The 17412-nt window shown below is 61.4% G+C and carries 13 protein-coding genes; 6 read left to right on the top strand and 7 right to left on the bottom strand.

The genetic code is table 11. The annotated features are described in order from the left end of the window. Window positions 1–7: 7 nt before the first annotated feature. Window positions 8–1591, bottom strand: a complete 1584-nt coding sequence (locus ACQK2G_RS16560; protein WP_425406144.1) for a peptide chain release factor 3 — start codon at window positions 1589–1591, stop codon at window positions 8–10. A 163-nt stretch (window positions 1592–1754) separates the two neighbouring features. Between ACQK2G_RS16560 and ACQK2G_RS16555 the strand changes: the two genes are divergently transcribed. From ACQK2G_RS16555 to ACQK2G_RS16545, 3 genes are all read left to right on the top strand, one after another. Continuing rightward, the gene (locus tag ACQK2G_RS16555; RefSeq protein WP_425406143.1) at window positions 1755–3581 is read left to right on the top strand and encodes a caspase family protein; all 1827 of its coding nucleotides are present in this window, start codon (window positions 1755–1757) and stop codon (window positions 3579–3581) included. A gap of 109 nt (window positions 3582–3690) precedes the next feature. Beyond that, window positions 3691–4620 carry a DMT family transporter gene (locus ACQK2G_RS16550; protein ID WP_425406142.1) on the top strand — a complete coding sequence of 310 codons (930 nt, stop codon included), beginning with the start codon at window positions 3691–3693 and terminating at the stop codon, window positions 4618–4620. Between the two features lie 164 nt (window positions 4621–4784). Beyond that, window positions 4785–6434 carry a caspase family protein gene (locus tag ACQK2G_RS16545; protein ID WP_425406141.1) on the top strand — a complete coding sequence of 550 codons (1650 nt, stop codon included), beginning with the start codon at window positions 4785–4787 and terminating at the stop codon, window positions 6432–6434. A 9-nt stretch (window positions 6435–6443) separates the two neighbouring features. On the opposite strand, the gene ACQK2G_RS16540 is transcribed toward ACQK2G_RS16545, so the two are convergent. Together ACQK2G_RS16540 and ACQK2G_RS16535 are read right to left on the bottom strand one after the other, a co-directional pair. Further along, a complete protein-coding gene (locus ACQK2G_RS16540) occupies window positions 6444–7859 on the bottom strand; it encodes an amidase (RefSeq protein WP_425406140.1) in 1416 nt (471 codons plus the stop codon). A gap of 29 nt (window positions 7860–7888) precedes the next feature. Beyond that, on the bottom strand, window positions 7889–8662 hold the full coding sequence (locus ACQK2G_RS16535; RefSeq protein ID WP_425406139.1) for a DUF1194 domain-containing protein: 774 nt from the start codon (window positions 8660–8662) through the stop codon (window positions 7889–7891). 15 nt (window positions 8663–8677) lie between these two features. On the opposite strand from ACQK2G_RS16535, the gene ACQK2G_RS16530 reads away from it, so the two are divergent. Further along, on the top strand, window positions 8678–10627 hold the full coding sequence (locus ACQK2G_RS16530) for a 6-hydroxymethylpterin diphosphokinase MptE-like protein (protein WP_425406138.1): 1950 nt from the start codon (window positions 8678–8680) through the stop codon (window positions 10625–10627). Here the strand turns inward: ACQK2G_RS16530 and ACQK2G_RS16525 are convergent. Then, complete coding sequence (locus ACQK2G_RS16525; protein ID WP_425406137.1) at window positions 10614–11405, bottom strand: enoyl-CoA hydratase/isomerase family protein; 792 nt, start codon at window positions 11403–11405, stop codon at window positions 10614–10616. The two genes, ACQK2G_RS16530 and ACQK2G_RS16525, sit on opposite strands and share 14 nt — an antisense overlap. 109 nt (window positions 11406–11514) lie before the next feature. On the opposite strand from ACQK2G_RS16525, the gene ACQK2G_RS16520 reads away from it, so the two are divergent. Further along, window positions 11515–12105, top strand: coding sequence for an HD domain-containing protein (locus ACQK2G_RS16520; RefSeq protein WP_425406136.1), 591 nt, complete (start codon window positions 11515–11517; stop codon window positions 12103–12105). An 18-nt stretch (window positions 12106–12123) separates the two neighbouring features. Here ACQK2G_RS16520 and ACQK2G_RS16515 read toward each other — a convergent pair whose 3' ends face one another. After that, entirely contained in the window at window positions 12124–14547 is a 2424-nt protein-coding gene (locus ACQK2G_RS16515) for a CHASE2 domain-containing protein (protein ID WP_425406135.1), read from the bottom strand. A 194-nt stretch (window positions 14548–14741) separates the two neighbouring features. Between ACQK2G_RS16515 and ACQK2G_RS16510 the strand changes: the two genes are divergently transcribed. Beyond that, window positions 14742–15953, top strand: a complete 1212-nt coding sequence (locus ACQK2G_RS16510; RefSeq protein ID WP_425406134.1) for an SPOR domain-containing protein — start codon at window positions 14742–14744, stop codon at window positions 15951–15953. Window positions 15954–15993: 40 nt separating this feature from the next. Here ACQK2G_RS16510 and ACQK2G_RS16505 read toward each other — a convergent pair whose 3' ends face one another. Together ACQK2G_RS16505 and ACQK2G_RS16500 are read right to left on the bottom strand one after the other, a co-directional pair. Then, window positions 15994–16422: a hypothetical protein gene (locus tag ACQK2G_RS16505; protein WP_425406133.1), complete on the bottom strand. Its 429-nt coding sequence runs from the start codon at window positions 16420–16422 to the stop codon at window positions 15994–15996. A gap of 203 nt (window positions 16423–16625) precedes the next feature. Further along, entirely contained in the window at window positions 16626–17372 is a 747-nt protein-coding gene (locus tag ACQK2G_RS16500; RefSeq protein WP_425406132.1) for a DUF1194 domain-containing protein, read from the bottom strand. Window positions 17373–17412 lie beyond the last annotated feature (40 nt).

Raw genomic sequence — 17412 nt, 5'->3', positions numbered from 1 at the left:
AAGGCGCCTAGGCCCGTTCCTTGGTGGCGCTGAACTGAACCTTGGGGTTCTGTTCCTGCTGATAATTCAGTTCCCAACTGTTCCGGGCCAGGAAAACCGGCTGGCCGTCGCCGTCCTCGGCCATTGCGGCGCTGTTGCCCTTGATCAGATTATCCAGCGTTGCCTTGTCATCCGCATAGACCCAGCGGGCGGTCTGGAAAGGGGCCGGCTCCAGGCTGATCTTGACGCCGTATTCCTGCTCCACCCGGGTAACGAGGACGTCCAACTGCAATTGGCCGACCACGCCGACGATCCAGTCGCCGCCCAGGGTACGCTTGAAAACCTGGGTCACGCCTTCCTCGGCCAAGCTGACCAATGCCCGGCCCAGATGCTTGGATTTCATCGGATCGTCGAGACGTACGCGGCGGAGGATTTCCGGCGCGAAATTCGGGATGCCGGTGAATCGGATTTGCTCGGTCTCGCTCAAGGTGTCGCCGACGCGCAGCGTGCCGTGGTTCGGCACACCGATGATGTCGCCGGGCCAGGCCTCGTCCGCCAGTTCGCGGTCTTCCGCGAAGAACAGGATCGGGTTGTGGACCGCCATCTGCTTACCTGACCGGATATGGTTCAGCTTCATGCCGCGGTTGAACCGGCCGGAACAGATCCGCATGAAGGCAATCCGGTCCCGGTGTTTCGGATCCATATTCGCCTGCACCTTGAAGACAAAGCCCGTCACCTTGTCTTCGCCCGGTTTGATTTCCCGTTTGTCGGTTTCCTGGGCCCGCGGCGGCGGGGCGTTGTCGCCGATGCCCTGCAGCAGTTCGGACACCCCGAAATTCCTGAGGGCACTGCCGAAGAAGACCGGCGTCAGATGTCCGGCGCGATAGGCCTCGACGTCGAAGGGCGGGCAGGCTTCCTTGGCTAGGCCGGCCTCGTCCCGCAGGGCCTCGACCCGCTCCGCTGGCAGATGCTGTTCCAGGATCGGGTCGTCCAGGCCGGATACCTTGATGATTTCCCCACCGCCGTCCTTCTTCATCAGGATCAGCCGGTCGTGGACAAGGTCATAACAGCCGAGGAACTCGCGGCCCATGCCGATCGGCCAGGATAGCGGCGTCACGTCGAGGGCCAGTGTTTCAGCGACTTCGTCCATGATTTCGAACGGGTCGCGTGCTTCCCGGTCCATCTTGTTGACGAAGGTCGTGATCGGGATGTCCCGCAAACGGCAAACCTCGAACAGCTTCAGGGTCTGCGCTTCGATACCGCGGGCAGCGTCGATGACCATCACCGCGCTGTCGACTGCCGTCAGCGTCCTGTAGGTATCCTCCGAAAAGTCTTCGTGGCCCGGCGTATCCAGCAGGTTGTAGGTGATGCCCAGGCGCTCGAAGGTCATCACCGAGGTTGTGACGGAAATACCGCGTTCCTGCTCGATCTTCATCCAGTCGGACCGCGCGCGCCGTCGCTCACCCTTGGCCTTTACTTCGCCGGCCAGGTGAATGGCGCCGCCCAGCAGCAGCAGTTTTTCCGTCAACGTCGTCTTACCGGCGTCCGGGTGGCTGATGATGGCGAAAGTCCGACGGTGATTGGCGGCTTCGGCGGGGCTGAGCGCGTTCATACGATAAACCTGATCTTCAATTGACCGCCTTGACGGAGGGGTGTCGAAACGGTGAATGCGGCGCGGTTCTACCGGCCAACGGGTGTGAGGGCAAGCACAGGCAAGGGGTGCAAAGCCCTGTATTGTCTGCTAATGTTCGTATTCAGGTAGTCAGGTGAGCACCATGGTTAACAAAAAACATGTCCTGACGACCGCCATTTTGGCGATCATTCTTACCTTTGCCGCGGTCCTTTCGGAAAGGGCCCATGCGGCGGGGCGCTACGCGTTGGTGATCGGGAACAGCAATTATTCCTTCGCCCCGTTGAGGAATCCGGCCCAGGACGCCTCCTTGATGGCCGCAACGCTGCGGGTATTAGGGTTCGACGTTTCCGAATATCAAGATGTGCCGCAGCGGGACTTGAAGCGCGCGGTGGTGGATTTCGGGCGTAAGTTGGAGCAGGCGGGCAAGGATGCCGTCGGTCTGGTCTATTATGCCGGCCACGGCGTGCAGGTGAACGGTGAGAATTATCTGATCCCGATCGGCGCGCATATCCGTGACGAATTGGATGTGGATATTGAAGGCGTGCGCGCGTCGATCGTTCTGTCGGCGCTGGAACGGGCCGGAAACGGCCTGAATATCGTCATCCTCGATGCCTGCCGGAACAATCCGTTCCAGTCGAATACGCGGGCGGTTCGCGGCGGTTTGGCCCGGATGGACGCCCCGAGCGGCACCCTGCTCGCCTATTCCACCTCGCCCGGAAACGTGGCCGAGGACGGCTCCGGCCGAAACAGCCCCTATACCCAGGCCTTGGCGCAATCCATGCGGACGCAGGGCGCGAAGGTCGAAGATGTCTTCAAGCGGGTCCGTGTCGCGGTGATGGAGCGCACGAACAACCGTCAGGTGCCCTGGGAAGCCTCATCCCTGACCGGTGATTTCTATTTCGTCAGTGACGGAGAGGGCGGTCAGGTCGCTGTCGCCACGCCGGCCCCGCAGGGCGGCAGCGCAACCGACCAGGCCGTGGAAATCGAGTATTGGAAGTCCGTATCCGACAGTAATAATCCGGACCTCTACCAAAGTTATCTGGCGGCCTTCCCCAACGGTCTTTTCGCCTCAATCGCCGAAAAACGTATCGCTGAACTGGGCGGCGCGGTGAGCCAGCCGGCGCAGACATTGGGCGGGCAATCGCCTGGGCCCCTGTGGGAAAGTATAAAGCGCAGCAGCGACCCAACGGTGTTCCAGGCGTTCCTGGCGGAATTCCCGACCGGCTTTTATGCCCGCCTGGCGCGGGCGCGGTTGGACGAGCTGGGTGCCGCGCAGACCGTGACTTCGACATCGCGTCAGTCTCCCAACCAGGACCTGTTGGAGGTCGACCTCCGTTTCTGGGAAGCGATCGCCAACAGCAATCGACGCGGCGATTATCTGGCTTATCTCCAGAAATTCCCGAATGGGCAGTTCGCCGCGCTTGCCCGGGCGCGTATCGCGGATCTGGACGGCAGCAAGGTCGCACAGGTCGCGCCCCCTGTATCCGTTCAGGCCCCGGCAATGGTTCAATCCCAATCATCGTTTCAGGTTCCATCGATGGTTCAGACCCAGTCGACGGTTCAGGCCCCGGCGATGGTGCAGCAGCCGCAGCAGGTTGCCGTCGCCCCGGCGGTCACGTCTTCGGCGACGGCGGGCGGAGCAGCCGCGCGCGCGGCCGGTTGGGTCGGTAAAACGTGGCAGTTGGATGCGGGCGGACAGCCGTCCTTCCTGTGCAATAACGAAGCGTCGCACGACATGAAGCTGCGCTTGAACGGAAACTCGCTGACCGGTGCCATCCTGTCGCCCGCCTTCGGCTCGGCCAAGGTGCGCGCCACGGTCAATCCTGAAGGGCGGTTCCACGGAAAGGTTTTCTATACCAGCACCTGGTCGATCAGCGGCTATATCGCCGACGGTAAGATCACCGGCAAGTTCTGGAACCCGCTGACCTATGGCATGTGCACCGGCGCTTTCGAACTCACCCCCGGGTAATCTCACGCAGCGAAGCGAGAACAATGCGGGACCGCCATTGCGCTAGCTGCATGGGTGCCTTTCCCGTTTGACGATTGCGCAGATGCCCGTCCTGGGATAGCGACGCGGGATGAGCAGCACAGCATCCGTATCGACCGAAACCTCGTCCGTTCGCGGCATCCTTCTGATGCTGCTGGCCGTCTTCATTTTCGCCAGCCAGGACGGCATCACCAAAATTCTGATCGGGCAGTATGACGCGCCACAGATCCTGCTGGTCCGGTTTGCGGCCTTCGCGCTGTTCGTGACGCTTTGGGTCGCCAAGCGTGGCGGTATCAAAAAGGCCGCGACCAGCCGTCGGCCGGTGATGCAGATCGTTCGCTGTCTGCTGATCGCGGTGGAGATCGGCCTTTTCGCCTGGATCGTGCATTACATGCCGCTGGCCGACGTACACGCGCTCTTCGCCGCTGCCCCGCTGATGATCACCGCCTTGTCGGTTCCGCTCTTGGGCGAAGTCGTGGGGATTCGCCGCTGGTCCGCCGTCGGCGTCGGCTTCATCGGCGTCCTGATTATTCTGCGCCCGGGCGTGGCCGCGGTGTCTCCGGTCGCCATGTTCGTGCTGCTCGGCGCGCTCATGTTCGCGCTCTATGTCGTCCTCACGCGGTTGGTCAGCCGAGGCGACAGTTCCGAAACCTCGCTGTTCTACATGGCTTGGGTCGGCTTCGCTTTCAGCGTGATCGTCGGCCCCTTTTATTGGACATGGCCGGACTTGGAAGGCTGGTTCTGGTTGCTGGCGCTCGCCTGCACGTCGATCACCGGACATGTCCTGTTCGTGATGGCGCTCAAGGAAGCGCCGGCGGCCGTCCTGCAGCCCTATCAGTATACCATCCTGGTCTGGGCCGCGCTGTTCGGTTTCGTCTTCTTCGGTGATATTCCGGATCTGCCGACCGTGATCGGTGCATCGATCATCGTCGCGAGCGGGCTGTACACCCTGTACCGCGAACAGATCGTCGGCCGGCGGGTGACCGCCCCGGTCGTGCCGGGCCAGCCCCCTTCGAAGTAACACGGCCTTGAACGGGGCCGGTTGGTGCAGTGCCGCCGTGTGGTGGACCGAACTGCCTGAATTTGCTATATTTCCTCTCGAATTGGGTGATGTTGCTACGGGTGGTTTCTGTGTTTGTCCGAATTAGGGTTCTTCTGCCTCTACTGGTCATGTTTTCGGTCCTGATGGCCACTGCAAGCCATGCGTCCCCGGCGCGCCTCGCTCTCGTTCTCGGTAATGGAGACTACGAATTCGGCCGGCTGAAGAACCCGGCGAACGACGCCGCGCTGATCGCGCAATCCCTCCGCGATGTCGGGTTCGAGGTCTTCGAGTATCTGGAAGCCGATCAGCGCGATATGAAACGCGCCATCGTCAATTTCGGGCGGGAATTGGGTGAGGCGGGCGAAGACGCCGTCGGCCTCGTCTATTATGCCGGCCACGGCGTTCAGTTCGGCGGCGAGAACTATATGATCCCCGTCGGTGCGCAGATCGAGGATGAGTTGGACATCGACATTGAAGGGATCCGCGCCTCGACCCTCCTGACCGCGTTGGACCGTGCCGGGAACCGGCTCAACATCGTTATCCTGGATGCGTGCCGAAACAACCCTTTCGCGGCCTCATCCCGTTCGGCGGCGCAAGGACTGGCGCGCATGGACGCGCCGAGCGGCACGCTGCTCGCCTATTCGACCTCTCCCGGCAATGTCGCGGTCGACGGTAGCGGGCGGAACAGCCCTTACACCCAGGCGCTCGCCCGCGCGATCCGGGAGCCTGGCACCAAGGTTGAGGATGTCTTCAAGCGGGTCCGCATCGCCGTCATGGAGAGAACGAACGAAAAGCAGGTGCCCTGGGAATCCTCTTCCCTGACCGGCGATTTCTATTTCACCGAGGCCGCGCCGGAACAACCGGCGGCGCAAAGCGTTGTGCAACCGGCACCCGCACCCGCGGCAGAGCCCGTTGGGCAATCGGTAGAGATCGAATACTGGAAGTCGATCGCCAATAGCAACAATCCGGAAATGTTCCGCGCGTATCTAGCTCAGTTCCCGGACGGCGTATTCTCATCGATTGCGACCCAGCGGATCGCCTCGCTGGAACAGGAGCAGGCCGCGCGCGCCCTGTCCCGGCAGCGCAACATCGAACAGCAGTTATGGGATGAAGTGAAGGATAGCGGTGACCCGGCCTTGCTGCAGAGTTTCCTCGCCCAATATCCGGACAGTATCTTCAGAGGCCTTGCCGAGGCGCGGATCGCTTCGCTGGAGAATAAGGCACGGAACCAGGGAACGACTGCGGGCGACCAGGTTGAAATGGTTTTCTGGCAGTCCATCAAGAACAGTTCGGATCCGGCTGACTATCAGGCCTATTTGGCGCGTTATCCGAATGGCCAATTTGCCGCCATTGCCCAAAACCGGGCTCAGCAGAAGGCGAAAGCTGTGCAGGCGGATGCCTCTTCGTCCGGTGCGAATGGCGGTCGTTCGACAACAGAAACAAACCAAGTGGCGCTTGCGCCGGGCGTTTCCAAGTTCGTCGGTTTTGTCCAGACAGTGGACGGTCTGGGGAATCTGGGTCCCACCTGGTGCCGGGGCGACAAGAAGATGCCCATCGAACTCGTACTGGAAGCGGGCAGTGTCGCCGGCGATATCGTGTTGGACGACGGGCAGAGAATTCAGGTCCGCGGACAGGTGAACGCGGGCAGGTTGATCGGCAAGGCGATCGTCAACCGTGGTTTCAACATTCGAGGCTCGCTGACCGGGGGAGAGATGAAGGGGAAGATCTACAATCCCTTCGGGTCTCATAGCTGTGGTGCGAAGTTTTTGGCCAAATCGGTGTCGGCCCAATAGCGGATCTTGCTATGCGTAATGCGTCACATTCGGCGCGTCGGGCATCCTGAACGGGCAAACCTGTTCATAGGCATGGGCGGCGGTCAGAACCAGATTGTCGGCGAATTTCGGACCGACGATCTGCAGGCCCACCGGTAATCCGTCCTCACCGAACCCGCAGGGAACGGTGGCGGCCGGCTGCTGGGTCAGGTTGAAGGGATAGCTGAACGGGGTCCAATCGAGCCAGCTCGACATCTCAGGATCGGGCAGCGTGTTGTCGACCGAAACCGCCGTCACCGGCATCATCGGCGTCAGCAACAGGTCATAGGTCTCGTGGAACCGGGCCATGTGATAGGCCAGATCCTCCCGCTGTTTGGTGACGTCCATGTATTGGAACAGGGTGAAGCTTCTGCCGGTATGCATCACCTCCCGAAGGCCGGGATCGATCATTGCCATCTGCTTGTCGGTAAAACCGCGGGCGATGGATGCCGCGCCGGCATACCAATGCCTGTTGAACGTGACGGCCGGACAGGCGAAACCGGGATCGACTTCCACAACCGTTGCGCCGAGATCCTCGAAAACCTTTACCGCGGCGCGCACCTTGTCCTGCACGTCCGGTGCGACGGATGCATAGCCGAGATCCATGCTGAAGGCGATCCGCATTTCGGCCACGCCGGCCCCCAGCGTTTCGGTGAAATCCTCCCCGCCGTCGGTCACCGCATACCAGTCGCGGATATCCGGTTGGCTGATCACGTTCAGCATCAGGGCGGAGTCGGCGACGGTGCGGGTCATCGGACCGACATGGGCGACGGTTCCCATGGGCGACAGGGGGTAGGCAGGCACGAGGCCGAAGGTCTGCTTGATCCCGAATATGCCCGTGAAAGCCGCCGGTATGCGAATCGACCCGCCGCCGTCTGTGCCGATATGCAAGGCCCCGATGCCCAGCGCGCAGGCGGATGCCGCCCCGCCGCTGCTGCCGCCCGGCGTGCGGCTGGTATCCCACGGATTTCGGGTGATTCCGGTCAGGGGGCTGTCCGTCAGCGGCTTCCAACCGAATTCGGGCGTCGTCGTCTTACCCAATAGAATGGCGCCCTGTTCGCGTAACCTGGCGGTCACAGGCGCATCCTCGACGGCAGGCGTGTCGTCGCTCGTCAGCGATCCGCGGCGGGTCGGCACGTCCTTCATCAGGACAAGGTCCTTGATCGTGGCGGGAACGCCGTCGACAAGGCCGAGCGGCTCCTTGTTCAGCCATCGTTCCTCGGATGCCTTGGCGGCGCTCAACGCGGCTTCGGCATCGAAATGAACGAAGGCGTTCACCGCGTCTTCGAACCGTTCATAGCGGTCGATGACGTCCCGGATCACCTCGACGGGTGAGGCTTCCCCGCTGCGATACAGGGCCAAAAGCTCCGTGGCCGAGGCCTGGGCCAGATCAGTTTTCTCGGTCATCGCACCGTTCCCCCGAACCCTTGAGTTATTCAGTCGATGATGATCCGATTCTCGTCCTGCGGCCCCTCCGCCGTTTGCGGTATCCCCCGCGCGACTTCGAGAAGCATCTTGTTCCGGACCGCTTCCGCGAAGCTGGTGTCCTTGTCGGCGATGCGAACGAAGGCGCCGGGCCCACCGATGACATGCTGCTTGTAATGTTCCTCAAGCGGCATGCCCCCTGGGCCCCGATATCCGCCGCCGCGGGTCTTGACCACCAGGGCGTTGATCGTGATTCCCTGGGCGACCGCATCGTCGCGGGCCATTGTCACGGGGCGGGCATTGATATTCGGCCCATCGCCGCTGACGTCGATGATGCGCCGCAACCCGTCGATGCCGTTCGTCGCGAATTGAATGACGGCATAATCGATCGCGGCGCTGATCGCATTATAGCCGAATGCCTTACGCGGCGCGTTTTGAAGGCGGTCGGCGAAAGCGGCGGCATCTTCCTTGCTGCCGATAATGGTCCAGTCCACGATGGTGTGGACCGAGTCCGCCGCCCCCCATTCGACATACAGGATGGCCGTCTTGCCGTAGAGGCCGCCGGTCATCAGGCTCAATAGCGTCGGGTCGGTAACCGCGTTCGCATAACCTCGGCGCTGCAGGGCAAGTTCCTCGTCGTCGATGGACCCGGACCCGTCGGCCGCGATGACCAGTTCAAGATCGACCTTCTCCTGCGCCTGGGCCTTGACGGTCCAGAAGGGAATGATGGTCAGCATGGCCGCAAGGGCCAGAATCGGTGAAACAATGGACTGTCTGTCACTCATCCGCCGTCTCCACTGATGTCTGTCGAACTATATCACAGGAATATCGAGGCTCTGGGCCGGCATTTGCCGCCGGAGACCATGAAGAAGATAGACCGCCCGGTGGAGTTTCCAGCCCTGGTCGCGGAGGAAAACGGCGGTGATATCAATATCGACCTCGGCCATACGCGTTTATACGCCGATGGCGCCGCGGCCTTTGCAGCGGGTCAGGTCGCCCGGTTCCTGGCTAAACCCAGCCGGCTTTACGTCAATCCGCCGGCACTCGATTCCGACTGGGTTAAGGGCGAAAAACCGTTCTACGAAGCACTGATCGACCGTTTCGGTCCTCTTCCCGATCCTGAAGGCGGGGGCCCGGGGGTCGACGCCGGCGCCTTGGTCAGTTTCGGGGTCGGCCTGGGTTTGCATATTCCTCTGCTGTTGAAGTCGATTGCCGTGCGGGATCTCTTCCTGGCGGAGCAGTTCCCGGAATTCGTTTCGCTCAGCCTGCGGGTCACCGATTGGGCGGAGGTCATCGCGGGGCTGGAGGCCAAGGGCGGGCGCCTGCATCTCTATCTCGATACCAGTCCGATTGTTTTGGCCGCCCGAGTCTTCGAGGGGTTGCGTCGCCATTGTGCCCTGACCATGGATGGGTCCTACGGTCTGCGTCACTACGCCAGCCCCGTCCTCGACGAGGCGCATCGGCAATTTTCCGCCATGCTGCCGACCCTGGGCAGTTCCCATGGGTTCGTCGAGGACGAGTGCCTGATGCTGCGCAATGCGGCCGGTGTCATGGGGCAGGCGGGGGTGAAGATCGCGCCGCCGCGGGATGCGGTGCCTCAAAGCCTCCCAGCGATGATTGTCGGCAGCGGCCCGTCGCTCGACAAGTCGATCGATCATATCCGCCGCTTGCGGGACCAAGCCTTGTTGATCAGCGGTGGAACGGCCTTGAGCGCGCTGCTGGCGCATGGACTGACACCGGACCTGCATTGCGAGGTCGAGAATGTAGAGGACATCCATACGGTTATCACCGGCGTCGCGGACCGTTACGACATTCGCGACATACCTCTGCTTTGCCCGGTGACGGTGGACCCGCGTATTCCACCCCATTTCAGGCAGGTGGCGGCGTTCTTCAGGGAGGGACTGACGCCGACCCTGCTGTTCGGACGCGCGGTCGGACCCTGGAACCATGCCGGCCCGACGGTGACCAACCTCGCCATGCGCGCCGCCGTATGGGCCGGTGCGCGGCGGGTCTACCTGTTCGGTGTGGATATGGGGGCGGCGGAGAAGGACAAACATCACTCCGACGCCTCATACTATGCGTGGGAGCGCGCCGGGAAAGACGGGGATTATTGGCGGTCCGGCGCCAATATGGATCGCTTCGATATTCCCGTGTCCGGCAATTTCCGGGAGACGGTTTTTACCAACAAGACATTCCTGTTCAACAAATCCTTCTTCAGCACCTTCGCCGCCGCTCATCCAGGGATCAGTGTTCACAATTGCAGCGACGGCGCCCGTATCGAAGGCACGGCGCCCTGCCCGCCGCAGGACCTTGAATTCGGTTCAACGGATGGAAACCCGGCCGGTGTAATCAGCGGCTTGATCGATGCCTTGCCTTCGATCAGCGCGGTTCTGCAACCGCACGAGCGGGAGACGGTTCTGTCCGCCTATGCGGCTGAATTGACGGATTGGCGGACCGAAGCCTTGTCCGTCCTGAACGAGCAGACCGGCCTGGACGCGGTGATCGAGAGGTTTCACGGACTCGTTCTTCAAGGTCAGGGGAAGTACAAGGCGGCGAGCGCCTGTTATGGCGGCACGATGTCATTGATGCTGCACTATGCCTTTGCGCATTTCAGGCGTTTGCGGAGTGAAGAACGCCCGGCCTTCGATGCCGCCTGCCGGGAAGTCCTGCGTGAGCGGATCAGTTGGATGGGGAAATTGACCGACGCTGCCCTTCGTGACGCGGCACACGCCGCGGTCAGCGACCCTTGAAATCGGGTTTCCGTTTTTCGTTGAAGGCGGCGATGCCTTCGCGGCGGTCCTCGGTGTCGATCAGCGTATTATAGCAATCAATTTCGAACCGGCGGGCCTCAGCCAGCGGCTGATCGATGCCGCCATCCATCGCGGCCATTGCCTGACGCACCGCCAGCGGCGCGTTGCCGGCGATCTGGCGCGCGGTCGCCAGTGCATCCGGCAGCAATGTCTCCCGGTCGCAGATCCTGTTCAACACACCCCAATCTAGCGCCTGGTCGGAACTGAACGGACGGCCCGATAACAGGACTTCCTTCGCCCGGCGCAGGCCGATCGCGCGGGGCAGATTCTGGGTGCCGCCAATCCCCGGAATCAGGCCAAGCGTAACTTCCGTCAGCGCAAACCGGGAGGAAGGAGCGCCATAGGCAAAATCTGAAGCCAGGACGAGTTCGAAGCCGCCGGCATAGGCCGCGCCGTTGACCGCGGCGATTACCGGATTGGGGCAGTCCATCAGCGCATAGGCCATGCGCTCGAACAGGTCATGCTGCTTGTGCCAGTCCTCCGGCGACATGCCGTTTCGTTCTTTCAAATCCGCGCCCGCGCAAAAGGCGCGGTTGCCCGCCCCGGTCAGCACGACGCAGCGCGTTTCGGGGGCGGCGGCGATGCCGGTCCAGACGTCGAGCAGTTCCTCGGCCATCCGGGTGTTGAAGGCATTCGCGATTTCAGGCCGGTTCAGGGTGACCAGCAGGACATGTTCGGATGGATAGGAGACCGTGATATGTTCGAATTCCGCCGACAAAACGACCTTCCTTGCCAAGTGTAAAACGCAGCCCCTACTCTGGACCACGATATATCGAGAAAACCAAGACCAGAGTTCAAGAGTTAAAGAGTCAGGGGAGATTGCCAAGATGTCGAACGCCTATCAACGGCCGGCCTTTCGCCACTTGTCGGAAGCGACGACCCAAGACATGGCGGAAATTTTCGACCATTACCATGGCCTGCGGAACGGTATCGCCGACCATGTTCTGATGATGTTGAAGTTGCTCTCGGGGGAACGGCTGGGTTTTCCGGTCGATCGCCTCGAGCATTCAATGCAATCGGCAGCCTTCGCGTTGCGCGATGGGGCCGACGAAGAAACCGTGGTCTGCGCGCTGTTGCATGATATCGGCGACAATATCGCGCCCGACAACCATGGTGCCTTTGCCGCGGAAATTCTGCGTCCCTGGGTCAGCGCTGATAATTATTGGATCGTTCGGAACCACAACGATTTCGTGGGGCGTCACTACTTCGCGAAAATCGGCCGCGACCCGGACCTGCGCGAACGGCATCGCGAGCATCCCGCATTCGAAAAGGCCTGCCGGTTCTGCGATGATTGGGATGCGGCGGCTTTCGATCCGAATTTCGATACACCGCCGCTGGAATTCTTCGAGCCGATGGTGCGCCGGGTCTTCTCAGGCGAACCTTGGGCACATGCCGAGAAGGGCGTCGCCGGACACTGACCGCGAAGGTCCGTCCCGTTACTTGGTGGTTGCGACGTAGACGCCGTCCCAATCCGCCGGGGGCGGGTTTTCGCGGAATTCATCAATCCGGCCGCGATAGATGGAATAAAACTCGTCCATCAATCCGTCGAGCATGCCCTTGCAGGTTTCCGCGATCTCTTCCGCGTGCTCCCATTCCTGTGCCCGATAGGCTTTCAGGAAGCCTTCGTGATGCTGGCGCAGCGTCTTGAACTCCTCGCTCTCCAGCATGTCCTTGCGGCCCAGCAGGGTGAAGATGCGGACCGCTTCGGATTTCCCCTTCACGGCGATCAGGTCGAGTTCCAGGGTCGCGAAGTCATTCTTCGCATAGTCGTTGGTCGTGTCGCCGATGACCGTCTTGACGCCATAGCTCTTGGACTGGCCTTCCAGCCGCGCGGCCAGGTTCACGGCATCGCCCAGGACGGAATAGTCGAAGCGTTGCTCGGACCCCATATTGCCGACGACCACGTCGCCGGTATTGATTCCGATCCCGATGTTCAGCGGCAGGTATTTCATACCGCTTTCTTCGGCTTCCTGTTTGCGGATTTCGTTCAGCGCGTCCAGCGCGTCATACATGTCGAGGGCGGAAGCGCAGGAATCCTTTTCCTGTTCCGGGACGTCCAGCGGCGCGTTCCAGAACGCCATGATGCAGTCGCCCATGTATTTGTCGATCGTGCCGCCCTTTTTCAGGATGGCGTCGGTCAGGGGCGTCAGCAGTCGGTTGATCAGGACGGTCAGGCCCTGCGGATCGGTTTTGTACAGTTCCGAGATCGAGGTGAAGCCGCGGACGTCGCAGAACAGCATCGTCATCTTCTTGGTTTCACCGCCCAGCGTCAGCTGATCGGGGTTTTCCGCCAGTTGTTCGACCAGATCGGGCGAAAGGTATTGGGCGAAGGCGCCGCGAACCTGTTTCTTCTCCTGTGCGTCGCGCGCATAGTTGGAGAAGGCGAGGACCGCATAGAGCAATATCGTCGCCGCGCTCGGATAGGCCGGATCCAGGAACGTCAGTTCCTGTGAGAACAAATGCCAACTGGCGTAGACCAGACCGCCGCACACGACGGCCACGAAGGCCAGGGAAACGAACGGCCCCAAACGCGGCACGCTGACGATCAGGATCAATCCGGCAATCGCGAAGACCAGGATTTCAATGATATGCATCTGCACCGGATGCTTCAGCACGGTGCCCTGCATGATGGTTTCGATCAGGTTCGCATGGACCTCGACCCCCGGCAGACGCGGGCTGATGGGGGTGGACCGAATATCGAGAAGGCCGACCGCGGAGGTGCCGACCAGGGCGAGCCTGCCGGCCATGCGCTCCGGCGGGACACGCTTGTTGATCACATCGGTCGCGGAAACATAGAGGCGCCCGGAATTGTCCTCGGTGTTGAACTTGTCTTCCTCCGCGAAATAGACCCACACACGGCCTTTTTCGTCGGTGGGAATGGCGAAGCCGGGCGTACCCTTTACCTGCAGGACGACATCCTTGATGCCGCCCGGATCGACGCGGGACAGGATCGAATTGCCGTTGAGCCCGACGCGCAGCATCTCCAGCGCCAAAGTCGGTTTCACGGCGCCCTGGATGATCTTCATGACCGGAACGCGCCGCACGACCCCGTCGAACTCCTCGTCGACCGAGAAGAAGGCCCGACCCGAGGCCGCGGCTTCGACTTCCGGTACATTGGAGATCAGCTCGGAGAAGTTCAGCATGAAGCTTCTGGCGAAGGCTTCGTCGGAAATGGTCTGGCCGTCCTGCTGCGGTTGGAAGTGACGTGCGGTCTTGTCCTTCAGGAAAGCTTTGACCGATGTCTGCATGGCCACATCCGGCGGCGTCGACAGTGGTTCGTTGCGCGTGCCGGCCTGTCCTACGACAGTCCGCATGGTGCGCATGATTTCTGCCATATACGCTTCGTTGGACGGCAGTTTGCCGAGTTCGGAAAGCAGGTTCGTATCGGCGCCGCGCATGGTTTTCACCAAGGCGGACGGACTTGTCTTGTCGACTTCGCGGAAGACGGCGTCAAATCCGATGACGGCCATGCCGTAATCGCGCGTCGCGGCGATCAAGTCGCCGACCAGGGTCCGCGGCCACGGCCATTGGCCGAGTTCCGCCAGACTGCGCTCGTCGATATCGACGATGACGACCGGGCTGGGATCTGCGGGGGTACGCGGTTGTATCCGGTTGAAGGCGTCAAAGGTCTTCAGGCGCAGGGCTTCGACCACGTCGGGGTCGATGACGCGCAGGGAAACCGTTGCCGCGAGGACGGCGAGGCCGAGCAAGGTAACCCTGCTCAATTTCCACCAGGGGCCGCGGGATTTCTTTTTCTTCTTTTTTGATCCGCTGCCGAACAGGCCGCGCAGACGCGTGAACACGCCACCGTTGCCGGTGCCGTCCGATGCATCCCGCCGTTCTAAAGTCGCGTCGACCATGACGGCAGTGTAGCGGCACTTTTCCGCCTCGTCTTGTTAAAATTACTGGCGAATTTGGAGAATGCGTAGCCGGTTACTTCAGTGACTGCAGTATTTTAGCGATTTTGACTGGCGAAAAACCGCGACTCGCTTACGGTTACTCCATGCACATGAAAGTACTGGCAGCCGAAAATTCGGGCCGAACGGTCCCTCGAATGGCGTATCCGGCCCGCCCGGCAGCGATTGCTGCTGCGTTGCTCATGCTGGTCGGCTGCTCCCAAACCGGTTTGAACGGCATCGGCGATGGCCTGTTCGATGCGGCGTCGACATCGGACAAGTCTGTCGGATTCACGCCGGAAGAGCGGTTGTTGGCGCAAGCCTCGCCCCGTTTTCAGGTCGGCGACTGGTTCCGATACGACAACCCGGCCGTCACCTGGCGGGTTGTTGAGGTTCGGGGCGAGGAAGTCGATTGGGTGGCCGACAGCGGTGAAACCCAGACGACCAGCCATAATCCGCTGATGCCGGCACTTGCCTGGAGCAGCGAAAGCCGCGGCAGCGGAAGGCGCCTGATCAGCGATGTCAGCGGGGAACTGTTCCCGCTGCGGGTCGGGCGCAGAATGACCTTCAAATCCACGGTCAGTACCGACAAGCCGCCCTATGCCTGGGAGTTCCAGTGGGTTTGCGAAATAGCCGCGGAATCGCAGGTCACCGGGCCGGGCGGGTCCTATAACGCCTATGAGATCCCATGCGGACGCCAACGCCCGGACGAGGTGACCTTCTACTACTCTCCACGCGTCGGAAACTACGTTCGGCTGGACGCGGCGAATACAAAGGGCAGCGGGGTAATCCGCCGCGACCTTGTATCCTATGAACGGGTCGCCTATCTGCAGGACGGAACCAGGATCGTTTCCTCCGGCGGCGAAGATTATCAACCGGGTTTCAATCAAACGGATTCTGAAGCCGCGCCGCCGCCGAACGAACCCTATGCCGGTGTGCAGCCGCTGCCGGTGCAGGTTTCCGACGCCATGGCCGATCTAAAAAACGGCGGCGCGCAGGCGCCTGGACCGATGAGCCTGTCGGCCGAGGAAACCGTGGTCGCCGCCAAGCAGGAAACATCGAACAAAGCCGCTGCAGCGCCCGGTAAACCGGCGGCACAGGTCGCCGCTGTCCCGGCCGGTGGCAGCTATCTGGTGCATTTGGCGTCATACAAGAATGCCAAGAATGCCGATAGCGGATGGGCCAATCTGAAGGGCCGTTTTTCGACCCTGTTGTCGACGATGTCGCCGACCGTCAAACGCGTCGATTTGGGGACGAAAGGCGTGTTTCATCGACTCTATGCCGGCCCGCTCGGCAGCGAGGACGACGCGAAGAAACTATGCGCGGCGTTCAAGCAACGCGGCGTCTATTGCGCCCCGTCCAAACCGTAGATCGAGACTGCGTGCCGAAGGCTCGCGACCGCGGATAACTTTACTGGGAGTTGACGATGAAGCCCTGATCGCTGTCGCCGCCATTCGGCGATGACGTGGTCGGCGCAACCATGGCGGAGGCATTGCCGGAAGATTGCTGCAGGAAGAACCAGCTGCCGCCGGCGAGGATGCCGACCGTGATCCCGAAAACCAGAACGAGGACGGTCAGGATGGCAGTCGTCAGTTTCCTGTTCCGGTGAAGGGCGTCGATTTCGGCCAGACTTCGGTCCAGCTTGGTCTGAATCTCGCTTTGTCCTTCGTTCATCTCCGACTGCAACCGGATCAGGGCGGCCGAAAGGTCGGCGCGCAGCGCGCCATGTGCCTGCTGCACGGATTTGGACTCGGCGGCGATGATCCGAAGGGCGGCGCGAACCTGCGCTTCCACGGCCGATAAATGAGCGCGAAGCTCCTCACGGGACAGATCGGTCATCTAATGCTCTACCCTTTCGCCAAACCGGCTTGCCCGCCCGATGATGCGCGGACCGGCTGTGCATGCCCTGCGGCAACGGACCGCATGCAGGGCCAACAAAAGCAAAAAGACGGTCCGACTTCAACAAATTTTGGGGCTGCCGCCTTCAAGTATTGGAAGCCACTCGGCCAAGTAAAAAACGAAGGACGGGGCATGAAATTTCGTCAGCGGAAGCGGGTTCCAATCGGATTCCCCAGGGATGCGACCGGGACATATTGAATTTCGCGCAACAGTTTCCGGCGGATGGCGCGTCGGAAATCCTCGTAGTCTGTTGCCTTCTCGACGAAGGATCCCGGCCCGCCGACGACATTGTGTTTGAAGTAGTAATCCAGTGTCGGATCTTCCAACAGGATCGCCAACCCGTTGATCGTGATGCCGTTCGCCGTTGCCGTGTCTCTGGCCTGGGGCATGTAGGGGCCGTTGTTGTTCCGCCCATCGGCGGAAATATCAATTGTACGGCGCGTTGATTGAAACTCGGACGCGTTGAAATGATCGATCGATGCGTAGACGGCGGCCGCCATGGAAGTGGCGCCGTCGGCGGTCAGCCGGGGCAGGGCGGCAATCTGCTCGCCCACGGCCGGTGCGTTTTGTTCCGTCACACGGGTCCAGGGCAGCGCCATGACCTGGCTGTATTCACTGGACCATTGCAGCAGGGAGATGGCGATGGATCCGGTTGGGCCCTCGCCGATGGCGCGCCTGATTTCTTCCTGTCGAAAGGCATCGCCGATCGCCCCGACCTGCAGATTGTATTCACGTGCGTCGACGCTGTAGGAACAATCGATGGCCAGGATCAATTGCAGGTCCAGAACCTGAAGCGCCTCGGACCGGCGAGGAAACAGGGCCGCGCCGCAGAGGGCGCCGATCCCGCCAAAGGCGGTTTTCAGGACGGACCGTCGATTGAAGGCGATCATCCGACGATTAGACTCGGTATAAGGGACGCGTTCAATATCA

Origin of the sequence: Hwanghaeella sp. (assembly GCF_965227365.1) — a bacterium.
Taxonomy (GTDB): Bacteria; Pseudomonadota; Alphaproteobacteria; order UBA8366; family Aestuariispiraceae; genus Hwanghaeella.
This window is presented reverse-complemented; position numbering and strand designations above follow the sequence as displayed.